Genomic DNA, 14,079 nt, shown 5'->3' on the forward strand with positions numbered 1-14,079 from the left:
CTCATCTGCTGCCAACGCCGGCCTCCTTGACCTGCCGAGCGTTGTCGAGCAGTTCGGCCGCGTGGGCCTTCGCCGAGGCGGAGTCGTCCATTCCTGCCAACATGCGGGAGAGTTCGACGACGCGTTCGGCATCGGTGAGCTCCTGCACGCCCGAGCGCACGGTCTCGGCGTCATCGTCCTTGACGATGGTCACATGGGTGTCGGCCCAGGCTGCGACCTGCGGCAGGTGGGTGACGACGATGACCTGGGCGTTCCGGGCGAGCTTGGCCAGTCGGCGACCGATCTCCACGGCAGCTTTGCCGCCGACTCCGGCGTCGACTTCGTCGAAGACGTAGGTGGGGATGGATTCGCTGGCGGCGCGGACGACTTCGATGGCGAGCATGACGCGGGAGAGCTCACCACCGCTGGCGATCTTCGCGATGTCATCGGGGATGGAGGATTCGTGGGCGGCGAAGGTCAGCCGGACCTCGTCGGCCCCGTGGGTGGTGGGTTCGCGTTCGGAGATCTCGAAGGCGACCGAGGCCTTCGGCATCGACAGGGCGGCCAGTTCTTCGCTGACGGCTGCGGAGAACTCCTCCGCGGTGGACTTGCGGATCTCGGTGAGCGCCGAGGCGGCCGCTTCCATGGTCTCGCGAGCCTCGGTGAGTTCGGCGTCGAGTCCGTCGAGGTCGCGGTCCTCGGCTTCGAGTTCGGCGAGTTCCGCGGCCGATCGGGTTTCGAAGTCGAGGACTTCGGCGACGTCCTGGCCGTAGGGGGCCAGAGATCCGAGTTCCGCGCGACGGGCTTCGGTCTCCTCAAGCGAGGTCTCGCCGAGTTCGTCGAATCCCGAGAGGTAGGACGACAGTTCCGCGGCGGAGTCGGACAGGCGCAGCACAGCGTCGTTGAGTGCCTCGCGGATGGTGACGAGTTCCTTGTCGGAGCCTTCGACATCGGAAATCGTGCTGATGGCTTGGTGGACGAGGTCGACGGCCGCCCCGGCATCGTCGATCTCAGAACCGAGCAGCAGGTCGTGGGCGGCGCCGACGGCGCGGGTGATCTCGGCGGCGGACCCGAGCTTCGCCGCCTGCGCGGCCAGGGTCTCGTCCTCACCGGGTTCGGGACGGACCTTGTCGATGGCCTCCAGGCAGCCGCGCAGCCACAGGATGCGTTCGCGGCGGGCGGCGGTTGAGTCTTTGATGCGAGTGACGCGGGCTTGCGTCTCGCGCCAGTTCTCGAAGGCGACACGGTAGCGGTCGGCCACCTCGGCGAGGGCCGACCCGCCGGCGGCGTCGAGGAGGTGCCGCTGCTGGGCGGCTCCCCTGAGGCGCAGCTGTTCGGACTGGCCGTGGAGGGTGATGAGGTCCGAGGAGATGTCGGTGAGCACGGAGATCGGCACGGTCCGTCCGCCGGCCGTCGCCCGGGCGCGGCCTTTGAGTGCGACGGTACGGGAGATGATCGCTTCGTCGTCGGCGCTGCCGCCGGCTTCCTCGATGCGTTCGCGCACGGGTTCGGCAACTCCGGTGAAGATGCCCTCGACTTCGGCCTTCTCCGCGCCTTTGCGCACGACTCCAGAGCCGACCTTGCGGCCCATGAGAAGGGACAGAGCGGAGACGAACATGGTCTTGCCCGCACCGGTCTCACCGGTGACGACGGTGAAGCCGGTGTCGAGTTCGACGGCGGCCTCGGCGATGACGCCGAGGTGGGAGATGCGCAGTTCGGAGATCATTCAGGCCTCCTTGATCGGTCCTCGCCAGCCGGAGACGGGCAGGCGGAACTTCGCGACGAGTCGGTCGGTGAACGGGCCGGTGTGCAGGCGAGCGAGGCGGATCGGCGATTTCGAACGCGTGGCTTCCACACGCGCCCCGGACGGCAGTTCGAGGGCACGGCGACCGTCGCACCACAGCACGGCGGAGAACTCGGGATTCGACTGGGAGATCTCCACGCCGAGGCGGGAGGTCGGGTTGACGACCAGAGGTTTGGAGAACAGGGCGTGGGCGGAGATCGGAACGAGGATGAGCGCTTCGACCTCGGGCCAGACGATGGGACCGCCGGCGGAGAACGAGTACGCGGTCGAGCCGGTGGGGGTGGCGAGGATGACGCCGTCGCAGCCGAAGGAGGATACGGGGCGGGCGTCGACGCCGAGGACGACGTCGATCATCCGGGATTTCGAGGTCTTCTCGATGGTCGCCTCGTTGAGCGCCCAGGCGTTGAAGATGTTCTCGCCTTCGTGCCACACGGACACGTCGAGGGCGAGCCTCTCCTCGACGGAGTAGTCGCGTTGGGAGGCGCGGTGGACCGCCTCGGCGAGGTCTTCCTTCTCGCTTTCGGCGAGGAATCCGACATGGCCGAGGTTGACGCCCATGAGCGGGGCGCCGGAGCCGTGGAAGCGTTCGGCGGCGCGCAGGATCGTGCCGTCGCCGCCTAAGACGATGACGAGTTCGCAGGCGTTCTTCCACTCCCCCAGCTCGGAGGGATCGATGATGATGCAGTGGTTGAGGATGGGTTCGTCGTCGACGGCTTCGGCCTGTCGGGCGCGGATGCCGACGATCTCGTCGGAGAGGACGACGGGGGTGACTCCGTCGTCGAGGAGGGCCTTGAACACGCTGACTGCGGCCACGGCCGACTCATCACGTTGGGGGTGCAGCAGCACCATGATGTGTCTGGTCACGACTCTCCTCTCATCATTTCGTCCAGGTGGGCGGGGATGTCTGCTTGGTCGAGCCTATCGGACTGGTCATGTGTTCGGCCTGGGCGAACACGCAGGAAGTACTCTCGGTTCCCGCTCGGGCCCGGCAGCGGTGAGGGTGCGATGTCGGTGACGCGCGCGTCGTGGTCGGTGACGGACTCGAGGACGGAGTCGATGGCGCGGCGGCGTTTGTCCCGGCTGGTGACGACTCCGTGTTTGTCCAGGGACGCGCGTGCCAGTTCGAATTGGGGTTTGACCATGAGGAGGAGTTCTCCGTATGCGGCGGTGGCGGCCAGCAGCGGTGCGATGAGCAGGCGCAGGGAGATGAAGGAGACGTCGGCGACGACGAGGTCGACGGTCGGCACGTCGGAGTCGGCGAGTTCGCGGAGGTTGAGTCCTTCGCGGACGTGCACGCGCGGGTCGACGCGGAGGATGGGCGCAAGTTGGTCGTGGCCGACGTCGACGGCCCAGACCTGCGCGACTCCGCGGGTGAGGAGGACTTGGGTGAAGCCGCCGGTGGAGGCTCCCGCGTCGAGGGCGGTCAGTCCGCTCAGTTCGTCGGTGAGGTCGAAGGCGTCGAGCGCGCCGAGGAGTTTGTGGGCGCTGCGGGCGACCCAGGGGTCGGGTTCGGTGACGGTGACGTCGTCGGTGTCTTTCACGTCTTGGGAGGCTTTGGAGGCGGTGCGGCCGTTGACGCTGACGCGGCCGGCGGCGATTTCGCGGGCCGCGCGGGAGCGAGAGTTCAGCAGTCCGCGGTCGACGAGAGCCCGGTCGAGTCTGCTCACAAGGAACCCACCTGCGCGTCGAGATCGTTGAGTAGGGAGTTCAAGTGTTCATGGCGCTCTGCGGCCGGTGCCTCTTTGGCTTCGGCGAGGCCGGCCCGCCATGTCTCGACCGGCACGTCCCCACTCACCGAGGCGGGGGTTGGAGCTGAAGGCGTGCCTGGGGTGGGGATTGTTCCCGGGGTCGGCCCGGGTGTCGGTGTCTGGTTCTCGCTCATTCGTCCTCCCCGATCCGGTGGGGCAGGCGTCCTTCGGCCAGGACCGCCTCGGCGTCGGTCTCCCCCGCATCGATGGCCGCCCATGCCCGCCGGAGTTCGGCTTCGATCCGGCCGGCTTCCCCGCGGTCGGTGCCGGTGATGAGGGCTTCGAGTCCGCGCAGATTCGGCAGGATGAAGGTCGGTCGGCTCCCGGGCCCAGCGCGCAGGGCGTCATGGACGTCGTGGATTCCGGTGAGGACGAGTGCCGTGTCGATTCCGGCGGCGCATCCGCCTTCGATGTCGGTGTTGAGTCGGTCCCCGACCATGAGCGGCCGGTGCGCGCGAAGGCGGCCGGCCGCGAAGTCCATCATGTGCGGGGCGGGTTTGCCGACGATGACGGGGGTGGCGTCGGTGAGTCGGGCGATGAGCTCGACGAAGGCACCGTTGCCGGGGACTTTCCCGGTTTCCGTGAGGAGGGAGAAGTCGGGGTTGCTCGCCCACCATTCCGCGCCGGAGCGGATGATGTCGCAGGTGCGGACGATCTTCGCGTAGTCGATCTCCGGGTCGAGTCCTTGTGCGACGGCAACGGGATTAGCGTCGAGCGAGTCGGTGATTTCGAGGCCTGCGTCTTCGAGTGCGATGCGCAGTCCGGTGGTGCCGAGGAGGTGGACGCGGGCGCCGGGTCCGAATCGTTCGGCCAGGCGTTCGGCGAGCACCTGCGCCGAGGTGATCACCTCGTCAGCGGAGGCGTCGACTCCCATGCCGGTGATCTTTTCGGCCGTAGCTTCTGCGGTGCGGGTGGCGTTGTTCGTGACGTAGTTGACCGGGATCGACTGCGTGTGGAGCCAGTTGATGCCGTCGGCGGCACCGTCGATGGCGTGGTTGCCGTGGTAGACGACTCCGTCGAGGTCGAACAGGACACAGTCGATGGGCGTGCCCGGGGACTCGGGCAGGCGCCCATCTGCTGTGTTGTCCAGTTCGGCGGTCAGTGTCACTGGTCTCCGTCGGCCTCGGCGGGTGCTGCGTCAGAGTCGGAACCGTCTGCGTCAGAGTCAGATCCTGCTTCGGCATCGGCGAGGATCTCGTCGAGTTCGGCTTCGATCTCGTCGTCGGTGACCTTGACCGACTTCAGTTCCTTCGCCGAGACATGCGTCTTCGACTTCGGGGCTGCCGCCGGAGCCTCGGGCTCTGCGTCGGCTTCCGTCGAGGGTTCGCCAGCTGTGACAGGAGCGGCGACTGCTTCGGCCGACGAATCATCGGCTTCGCTGGTTGAGTCGTCCGCAGACTCAACAGTCTCCGCGTCCGCGGCCTCGCCCTCGGTTGCCTCGGCGTCAGCGGCCTCAGCGTCAGACTCTTCGGAGGTCTCAGCTTCGGGAGCTTCGGGCTCGTCTTCGACCTCTTCGACGGTCTCGATCTCGACGCCGGCGTTGAGGTCCGGCATCTCGTCACCGAAGAGGGTGCCGGTCGCCTTGGCGGTGCGGCGGGAGAGCTCTTCATATTTGTCGGCGAGTTCGGTTTCGCCGTCGATGCGCAGCACCTCGGCGTACGCGGCCATGAGTCGGACGAGTCCGCCGCTGGGCTTCTGAGTGAAGTCCTCAGCTTCGATGAGTCGGCGCGCACCGGCGATGTCGTCGAGGTCGGATTTCGCTCCGGCTGCGACGATGACGAGTTCGGTGCGGGTCTCGTTCTCGAGGTCGAGTTCCTCGGAGTTCTTCAGCAGCTCGAGGGCTTTCTCGGGCTTTCCGCGGCCGCGTTCGGCGTCGGCGATCAGCGCGATGTTGTCGTTCGAACCGGAGATGCGACGGTGGGTACGCAGCTCGCGGACGGCTTCGTCGTACTGCTCCACGTAGTACGCGGCGATGCCGAGTGCTTCGCGGACGACGGCGACACGACCGGCGCGGGCCATGGCGGCCTTGGCATGTTCGTGGGCTCGTTCCGGGTCGAGGTCGAGCAGGCCGCCGGCGGCGACGAGGTGCTTGGCGACCATGTCGGCGTTCTCTTTATCGAGGGAACGCAGCTGTGACGAGATCTCTTTGTCGAGTTCGCGGCCGGTGACGCCTTCGGGGATCTCGGGTTCCTGGATGCGCGGGCGACGGGCCCGCTGTTCGCGTGCGTAGTCGCCCGTGTCGGTCTTGCGTGATGCACGACGGTCGTTGTCGTTGCGGCCATGGCCGCCGCGTCCTCCGCGGTTGTCGTCACGGCGGCTTCCGCGGTAGCCGCCCCGACGGTCGTCTCCGTCGCGACGGTCACGGTTGAAGCCGCCTCGGCGGTCATCGTCATTGCGGCGATTGCCCTGGTAGCCGCCACGGCGATCGTCATCCCGACGGTTCTGGCCATAGCCACCGCGACGTTCGTCGCCGCCACGGCGGTCGTCGCCACCGCGACGATCGCGGGTGAACCCACCACGGCGGTCATCGTCGTTCCGACGGTTGCCCTGGTAACCGCCTCGGCGGTCATCATCACGACGATCACGATTGAACCCGCCCCTGCGGTCATCATCACGACGGTTCTGGCCATAGCCTCCACGACGGTTGTCCCCATCGCGACGGTCCCGGTTGTATCCGCCTCGACGGTCGTCGTCGTTGCGGCGATTGCCCTGGTAACCACCACGGCGGTCATCACCATCGCGGCGGTCACGGTTGAAGCCGCCACGACGATCATCGTCGTTGCGGCGATTGCCCTGATAACCACCACGGCGGTCGTCGTCCCGACGGTTCTGGCCGTAGCCACCGCGACGATCATCGTCGTTCCGGCGGTTGCCCTGATAACCACCACGGCGGTCGGAATGGCGTGGCCCGCGGCCGTCCCGGTTGTCCGGTCGACGGTTGCGATTGTTGTCGCGATCTGAGCGGTGACCGCCATCTGCGCGGCGGTTGTCCTGGCTGTCTCGCGAATCCCCTTGGGCCACGATTCTCCCTATGAAGTCTTTTTGATGTTCCGCTCTATTCTAGTGCACTCACTGCTCCAACGCCGTGTGGGCGGGGACACGTCAACGCCCCGATTCTGCTCACCATCGTGCCCGCTGTCACGAGCGTCGAGACCCAGGTCACCGCCTCAGCGCTCTGTTAGAATCAAGGCGAATCCAGTCGAACACGACCGACGGCAATCGAAGAGGTTCGGCGGCAGCGGAGATCTGCGCCGCCTCGACACCAGGAGATGAATGACACCTGACGTGGAAGCCCATTGTGCGGATGACGGACGTCTCCGCTTTTCCACGATCAGAATTTCAGGCTGCACCGCCCGCTTCTCCCCCGCGGCGACCGACCTGCCCGTCGCGCTTTCTGCGAACGACAGCACAGCCCCTTCAGCCGCAGTCCCCTGCCGCGCCATGAGCAATATCACTTGCCTATGTGACCAGCATCATCGGATTGCGCATTCGGCCCCTGACTTCGCCTATTGTGATTGCCGGAAGCACGCGAGTCGACGCCGCAGAGCTCAGTCGCCGTGCAGGTCAGACGGCCCGTAGACCACTCGACTCCACAGAACTGCAACTCGTTCACCCGCTAGGAAAAGGAGAAATCGTGCCAAACACACTCTTCATCGACGGACAGTGGGTTTCAGCCGTCAACGGTGGAACCCGGAAGATCCACAACCCAGCCGACGGCAGCTTCGTCGCCGAGGTGGACGAAGCCAGCCCCGAAGATACCGAGCTGGCGATCAGGGCCGCTCGTCGCGCCTTCGACTCCGGCGTCTGGTCGTCCGTTCCCGCCAGCGAACGCGGCGATCTGCTGCTGAAGTTCGCTGCCGTTCTGCGTGAGCGCAAGGACGAATTCGCGAAGGCCGAGTCCCTGGACACCGGCAAGCGCTTCGTCGAATCGCAGATCGACATGGACGACATCGCGAATTGCTTCGACTACTTCGGCAAGCTCGCCGCAAACGATGCCGGTCGCGTCGTCGACGCCGGCACCGACACCGTTGCGTCGAAGATCGTGCACGAGCCCGTCGGCGTCTGCGCGCTCATCACTCCGTGGAACTACCCGCTGCTGCAGGCAGCGTGGAAGATCGCCCCGGCCATCGCCGCTGGCAACACTTTCATCCTCAAGCCTGCCGAGCTCACCCCGCACACGGCGATCCTCACCATGCAGGTGCTCGAAGAGCTCGGTCTGCCGGCTGGAGCCGGCAACCTCATCCTCGGTGCGGGTGCCGATGCCGGTGCCCCGCTGTCGACGCATGAGGACATCGACATGGTCTCGTTCACCGGTGGCCTCGTCACCGGTCGTCTGCTGTTCCGCAACGCCGCCGACTCGATCAAGAAGATCGCCCTTGAGCTCGGCGGCAAGAACCCGAACGTCGTCTTCGCCGATGCCGACTTCGATGCGGCTCTGGATAATGCTCTCAACGGCGCCTTCGTCCACTCCGGTCAGGTGTGTTCGGCCGGCGCCCGACTCATCGTCGAGGATTCCATCGCCGAGGAATTCGTCAGCCGCCTCGTGGAGCGTGCCGAGCAGATCCGTCTCGGCGGACCTTTCGATGAGAACGCCGAGACCGGTCCTCTCATCTCCGAGGCACACCGCGACAAGGTGCACGCCTACGTGGAGAAGGGCATCGCCGAAGGTGCGCGTCTGCGCTGCGGCGGCAAGTTCGGTGAAGGCGATCTGGCCGATGGCTTCTACTACCTGCCGACCGTGCTCGACCAAGTCAAGCGCGGAATGTCCGTCGTCTCCGATGAGGCCTTCGGTCCCGTAGTCACGGTCGAGACCTTCTCGACCGTGGATGAGGCCGTCGAGATCGCCAACGACACCTACTACGGTCTGGCCGGGGCAGTGTGGAGCCAGGATGCGGGCAAGACCCAGCTGGTCGCTCAGCGTCTGCGGCACGGCACCATCTGGATCAATGACTTCCACCCCTACCTGCCGCAGGCTGAGTGGGGCGGTTACAAACAGTCCGGCTTCGGGCGCGAGCTCGGACCCACGGGGCTGGCCGAGTACCAGGAAGCCAAGCACATCTACCAGAACCTCGAGCCGGCGGTCACCGGCTGGTTCCCCGATCACACCAAGTGATCCGCCGCAGCCTGTAGACGATTACCGCAGTTTAAGGAGAGATGAACAGTGAAGACTACTCATAGCTTTGATTACGTCGTCGTCGGCGGCGGCTCTGCCGGCGCAGCGGTCGCGGCCCGACTGAGCGAGAACCCCGAGGTCACCGTCGGACTGCTCGAAGCCGGACCCACCGACACGGACAAGGACGTCGTCCTTGAGCTCAACCGCTGGATGGAGCTCCTCGAATCCGGCTACGACTGGGACTACCCGATCGAAGAGCAGGAGAACGGCAACTCGCACATGCGCCACGCCCGCGCCAAGGTGCTCGGCGGCTGCTCGTCCCACAACTCGTGCATCGCCTTCTGGGCTCCGCGCGAGGATCTCGACGAGTGGGAAGAGAAGCACGGCGCAGCCGGATGGGGTTCGAAGGACACCTTCGGCCTGTACAAGAAGCTCGAGAACAATGAGTTGCCCGGCGATCACCACGGCCATGACGGCCCCGTCCGTCTGATGAACGTGCCCCCGGTCGATCCGTGTGGTGTCGCGCTCCTCGACGCCTGCGAGCAGGCCGGCATCCCTCGCGTGCAGTTCAACGAGGGCCAGACCGTCATCAACGGTGCGAACTTCTTCCAGGTCAACCGCAAGGACGACGGCACCCGGTCGTCCTCCTCGGTGTCTTACCTCCACCCGATCCTCGACCGTGAGAACCTCACGATCCTCACCGACACTCAGGCCAAGGAGCTCGAGTTCGACGAGGACGACAACTGCACGGCCGTGCTCGTGGTCAACAACGCCTTCGGCAAGACCAACCGGATCGAGGCGAAGAAGGAAGTCATCGTCTCCTCCGGCGCGATCAACACCCCGCAGCTGCTCATGCTCTCGGGCATCGGTCCGAAGGCCCACCTCGCCGAGGTCGGCATCGAGTCCCGCGTGGATTCGCCGGGAGTCGGCGAGCACCTGGGCGATCACCCGGAGGGCGTCATCTCCTGGGAGGCCAAGAAGCCGATGGTCGAGGATTCCACCCAGTGGTGGGAGATCGGCATCTTCTCCCCCACCGAGGATGGGCTCGACCGTCCCGACCTGATGATGCACTACGGTTCGGTGCCCTTCGATATGCACACCCTGCGTCAGGGCTACAAGACCTCGGAGAACTCCTTCTGCCTCACCCCGAATGTCACTCATGCGAAGTCGCGCGGCACCGTGCGCCTGCGTTCGAAGGACTTCCGTGACAAGCCGAAGGTCGACCCCCGATACTTCACCGATCCGGAAGGCCATGACATGCGCGTCATGGTCGCCGGCATCAAGAAGGCTCGCGAGATCGTCTCCCAGGACGCCATGTCCGAATGGGCCGGCGAGGAGCTGTTCCCCGGCAAGGACGTCCAGACCGACGAGCAGATCGCCGACTACATCACCCGCACCCACAACACCGTCTACCACCCGGTCGGCACGGTGCGCATGGGTGCACCTGAAGACGAGATGTCGCCGCTGGATCCGCAGCTGCGGGTCAAGGGCGTCAACCGTCTGCGCGTCGTCGATGCCTCGGCGATGCCGGAGATCACTACGGTCAACCCGAACATCACCGTGATGATGATGGGTGAGAAGTGCGCGGAGATGATCAAGAACGGTCAGTGATCTGACATAGCTATCTGATCCGAAGATGCGAAGGGGGCGCTGCATGTGCAGCGTCCCCTTCGTCATGCCCGGCCGCGCCGATCAGGCTGATCGCTCCGGGCCGCGACAATCGACTGTCGCCGCTGGCCACGGTGAGCCACCTCAGTCGGCGCCGTCGTCCTGCCCTGGGTCACCGCCCTTACCGTGGCCCGATCTCTTCGAACGGCTGCCGGTGCGGCTGGCCAAGGTCCCCTCGCGCCGGCTCTTCTTCTCGCGGGATTCCTCGATATACGGATCCCGGAACTCCGGTGCCGGTTCGACCGCTTCGGGTTCGGTAACGACTTCCTCATCGTCGTCGTATTCGTGTCCGAACTGTTCGTCTCCGCCCTGTCGGCGTTCGACCTCTTCGGGTGGCAGGACCTTCTTCCAACGGCGCATGCGCACCCGCGGCAGAACGCCCGCATCCTCGCGCAGGGCTCGCATGAGTGCGTAGATCTGGAAGTAGGCGATGATGAAGAACGGCAAGCCGACGAGGATGATCGTCGACTGCAGCGCTTCGAGCCCGCCGGAACCGGAGAACACCAGCAGTGCCGCGGTGACGACGGCGACGGCAAGGGCCCAGAAGATACGCTGCGGCAGCGGGTTGAAGTCTTCGTGGCCGTTGTTCATCGTGTCGACGACGAGAGCTGCGGAATCCACCGAGGTGACGAAGAAGATGACCACAAGGACGATCGCGATCACCGATATCGGACCGGCCAGCGGATAGTGGTCAAGGAACGCGAACAGCGCACCGGGGATGTCGCCCTGATCGACAACTCGGTCGACCAGTCCTCCGCCTTGGTTGAGCTCGATGTCGAATGAGGCGTATCCGAAGATGCCGAACCACAGGATTGAGAAGGCCGAGGGGATGGCGAGCACGCCGATGACGAACTGGCGAATGGTGCGTCCGCGGGAGATGCGGGCGATGAAGATGCCGACGAACGGCGACCAGGTGATCGTCCACGCCCAATAGAAGACCGTCCAGGTGTTCTGCCAGCCGGTGTTGGCGAATGTGTCGTTCCACAGCGCGAGTTCGGGCAGCTGTTGGATATAGGTGCCGAGGGATTCGAAAACGCCCTTGGCCATGAACAGGGTCGGGCCGAGGACAACGATGAAGACGAGCAGCAGCACAGCCACGACGATGTTGAGGTTCGACAGGACCTTGATGCCTTTGTCGAGGCCGAGCGAGACTGAGATCGTAGCCAGTCCGCAGACGACGCCGATGATGATCAGCTGCCACAGAGCGTTCTCGGGGACGCCGATGACCTGGGCGAGGCCGCCGTTGATCTGCAACGTGCCCAGACCGATCGAGACGGCGATGCCGAAGACTGTGCCGATGATGGCGACGACATCGATTGTCTTGCCGATGGGACCGTGGATCTTCTCACCGAGGATGGGCTGGAAGATCGAGCTCACCCGCGGCGGCAGGTTCCGCTTGTGGATGAAGTAGGCGAAGCACAGCGCGGGCAGGGTGAAGATCGCCCAGGTGTGCAGGGTGAAGTGGTAGTACGTGAAGTTCATGGCATCTACCGCGGCGGCAGGCGTGCCCGGTTCGATGCCGAGGGAAGCACGCGGTGGATCGCCGAAGTGGCTGACGGGTTCGGCAACGCCCCAGAACATGAGGATCGAGCCGATGCCGGCGGCGAAGAGCATGGCGAACCAGGCGCCATTGGAATGCTCCGGGGGTTCGTCGTCGGGGCCGAGCTTCGCTCGCCCGTAGCGGGAGGCGGCGATGTAGATGAGGAACGCGACGAAGACGGTGACGCCGAGGATGTAGAACCAGCCGAGGTTCGTCAGCAGCCAATCCGAGGCGACCGAGACGCCTGCGTCGAGCTGATCGGTGAAGAAGATCGTCCCCAGGACGAAGATGATGATCACGGCCGCTGAGGAGAAGAAGATGGCCGGGTTGGTGCGGAGTCGAAGTGCGTCGTGCAGCTTGTCGAGCATAGGGTGCCTTCCTTAGGATCTTGCCGTACACACTACAGAAGCATCAATCGATTTCAACGCAACCGCTTGTCACGAATTCGTGTCGTTGTTCTCAGCTCGATCCCTCGCCGAGGCGGCAGTTCCCATCCGAAGCACGATCGCTCGCAGTGCCCGGAGGTCCGAGACCAACGAGACGGTGCCCGAACCGTGGGTGGTTCGGGCACCGTCTCATCTGACTCAGGCCGATGATGCGTCAGTGTTTCGGAACGTCGGGGTCCCCTCCGTCATCGAGCGGATCCACCCTCCGATCGCCGCGAGCGTATGGGCTTTGAGTGCCGCGTCGGTCGACTCGAGGATCGTACTCCTCGGCCGGCGGCTCCTCGGCGTGGGGCCGGACTCCGTTTTCCGGCGGTTGTTGGTCAGTTCGGATGTCCTGCTGCTGTGCGTAGGGATCGCGGCGCACCGGCTCCTGAGAGCCAGGCTGGTCCGGACGCGGCGCATCCTGCCGAACAGGCTGTTCCACATAGGCGTGATCACGATGACCAGGATGGTCCTGACGAGGTGCGTCCGGCCGAACAGGCTGTTCATGGCGGACATCGTTTCGCTGGACTGGCTCGTCGGGCCGATGCCCGTCCTGCGGTACGGTTTCGTCGGGGCGGTGCTCAGTCTGGCTGTTCGTCGACGTCCCATGAGCCCCGGCCGCGGCCGCCCCAGCAGCACCGGCGTTGTCTGCACGACGAGCGTCACCGGAATCCTGCTGTGTATCCGGGTCAAGTTCGTCGGCATGTTGCAGCCTGCGGTCGTGCTCGAGCCGTTCGGCCTTCACAGCTTCTTCGCGCTTCGCGGCCTGAGTATCCAGCTGTTCAGCCTCGGCCGCCTGACGATCAGCCTCGGCAGCTCGAGCATCGGCCTCAGCCTTTGCGCGCTTTGCATCTGCCCTCTGTTTCTCGACTTCGGCCTCTCGAGCGCGAACATCATGTTCGGATTCGGCAGCTTCCTGTCGAATCTGGGCGGCCTCTTGCCGCTGGTGTTCGCGCTTCTTCGCCGCCGCCTTTCGGCTGACTGCGATGATGATGCCGACGATGATCAGGACCACGACGATGGCGACGACGATCCAGATGATGGTTGATACGTTCATGCGGTCTCTCCCTTGCTGTCTATTCGGATGTCACTATTCACTTGCATCCGGCGCAGCGGACAGTTTCATCGTGACATGCAACATAACTATGGACAAGCATGTGAGCTTCGGTGCGAGAACGCGTCGCCTACCATCCGGAAGGGATCTCCTCAGGAGGACACCGGGTTGAAAGTCGTCATTGGACTGTCGGGATGAAAGTCAGATCGGGTTGCCGCGTTCCATCAGTTCCATGACGATCCATTTGGCCAGATCTTCCGGATCGACCGTGAGCATATGCGGCAGACGCAGCGAACGCCGGCGGTCAGGCGTATCGGGAGTTCTGATGCTTACGTCGATATACGAGCTGACGTTCACCTTGGTGATGTGGACTTCGAGAATACGGGCCCACGGCACGCCTCTCTCGGGGAATCCGTCCACGGCGGCCCACAGACCGAAGTTGTTGACGATCACCTGTGGTGAGGGCGGGGAGGAACGGCGCAGCCCGAGAAAACCGGCAGGATTACGCAGAAACTGCTTCGTCCGATTGAACCCGATCGCAACCTCGCCGTCGCGAGCAAGCTCGGCTCTGAGAGCGTCAATTCTCTTCGTCTCCAACCCTTCCCCTCTCCTAATTGCTACCTGACGGCGGCGCAGCAACCTCGCGCGAGGTAGCTGCGCCCCCGCCAGGTAGCAACAACCGGTGAATACAGTGATGGCCCCGCCCAACCCAAAAGGATTGAACGAGGCCATCACCCCAAAAAAT

General features: G+C 64.9%; 12 protein-coding genes. 4 read left to right on the top strand and 8 right to left on the bottom strand.

Annotated elements, in window-relative coordinates; genetic code table 11:
• Position 1 precedes the first annotated feature (1 nt).
• From recN to BEP01S_RS11135, 6 genes are read right to left on the bottom strand one after another with little or no spacing between them, the layout of a single operon-like run.
• Positions 2 to 1,705, bottom strand: a complete 1,704-nt coding sequence (gene recN, locus BEP01S_RS11115; RefSeq protein WP_062243205.1) for a DNA repair protein RecN — start codon at positions 1,703 to 1,705, stop codon at positions 2 to 4.
• Complete coding sequence (locus tag BEP01S_RS11120) at positions 1,706 to 2,647, bottom strand: NAD kinase (protein ID WP_174521230.1); 942 nt, start codon at positions 2,645 to 2,647, stop codon at positions 1,706 to 1,708.
• Entirely contained in the window at positions 2,644 to 3,450 is an 807-nt protein-coding gene (locus tag BEP01S_RS11125; protein WP_062243207.1) for a TlyA family RNA methyltransferase, read from the bottom strand. Before BEP01S_RS11125 ends, BEP01S_RS11120 begins: the two co-directional genes overlap by 4 nt.
• Positions 3,447 to 3,665, bottom strand: a complete 219-nt coding sequence (locus BEP01S_RS16635; RefSeq protein WP_083532669.1) for a hypothetical protein — start codon at positions 3,663 to 3,665, stop codon at positions 3,447 to 3,449. The genes BEP01S_RS11125 and BEP01S_RS16635 overlap by 4 nt, the downstream gene beginning before the upstream one ends.
• Positions 3,662 to 4,639 carry an HAD-IIA family hydrolase gene (locus BEP01S_RS11130; protein ID WP_062243210.1) on the bottom strand — a complete coding sequence of 326 codons (978 nt, stop codon included), beginning with the start codon at positions 4,637 to 4,639 and terminating at the stop codon, positions 3,662 to 3,664. The genes BEP01S_RS16635 and BEP01S_RS11130 overlap by 4 nt, the downstream gene beginning before the upstream one ends.
• Entirely contained in the window at positions 4,636 to 5,631 is a 996-nt protein-coding gene (locus BEP01S_RS11135) for a hypothetical protein (RefSeq protein ID WP_062243213.1), read from the bottom strand. Before BEP01S_RS11135 ends, BEP01S_RS11130 begins: the two co-directional genes overlap by 4 nt.
• Positions 5,632 to 5,811: 180 nt before the next feature.
• On the opposite strand from BEP01S_RS11135, the gene BEP01S_RS11140 reads away from it, so the two are divergent.
• From BEP01S_RS11140 to BEP01S_RS11150, 3 genes are all read left to right on the top strand, one after another.
• A complete protein-coding gene (locus BEP01S_RS11140; protein ID WP_062243216.1) occupies positions 5,812 to 6,492 on the top strand; it encodes a hypothetical protein in 681 nt (226 codons plus the stop codon).
• Between the two features lie 673 nt (positions 6,493 to 7,165).
• Positions 7,166 to 8,644, top strand: a complete 1,479-nt coding sequence (locus BEP01S_RS11145; RefSeq protein ID WP_062243219.1) for an aldehyde dehydrogenase family protein — start codon at positions 7,166 to 7,168, stop codon at positions 8,642 to 8,644.
• Positions 8,645 to 8,692: 48 nt separating this feature from the next.
• A complete protein-coding gene (locus tag BEP01S_RS11150; RefSeq protein WP_062243222.1) occupies positions 8,693 to 10,255 on the top strand; it encodes a GMC family oxidoreductase in 1,563 nt (520 codons plus the stop codon).
• Positions 10,256 to 10,396: 141 nt separating this feature from the next.
• On the opposite strand, the gene BEP01S_RS11155 is transcribed toward BEP01S_RS11150, so the two are convergent.
• Positions 10,397 to 12,220 carry a BCCT family transporter gene (locus BEP01S_RS11155; protein WP_062243223.1) on the bottom strand — a complete coding sequence of 608 codons (1,824 nt, stop codon included), beginning with the start codon at positions 12,218 to 12,220 and terminating at the stop codon, positions 10,397 to 10,399.
• Between the two features lie 235 nt (positions 12,221 to 12,455).
• Between BEP01S_RS11155 and BEP01S_RS11160 the strand changes: the two genes are divergently transcribed.
• Entirely contained in the window at positions 12,456 to 13,328 is an 873-nt protein-coding gene (locus BEP01S_RS11160; RefSeq protein WP_062243226.1) for a hypothetical protein, read from the top strand.
• Positions 13,329 to 13,535: 207 nt separating this feature from the next.
• Here BEP01S_RS11160 and BEP01S_RS16930 read toward each other — a convergent pair.
• The coding region (locus tag BEP01S_RS16930) for a hypothetical protein (RefSeq protein ID WP_167348274.1) at positions 13,536 to 14,079 on the bottom strand (544 nt) is incomplete at its 5' end.

This window comes from Brevibacterium epidermidis NBRC 14811 (genome assembly GCF_001570805.1).
GTDB classification, from domain to species: domain Bacteria; phylum Actinomycetota; class Actinomycetes; order Actinomycetales; family Brevibacteriaceae; genus Brevibacterium; species Brevibacterium epidermidis.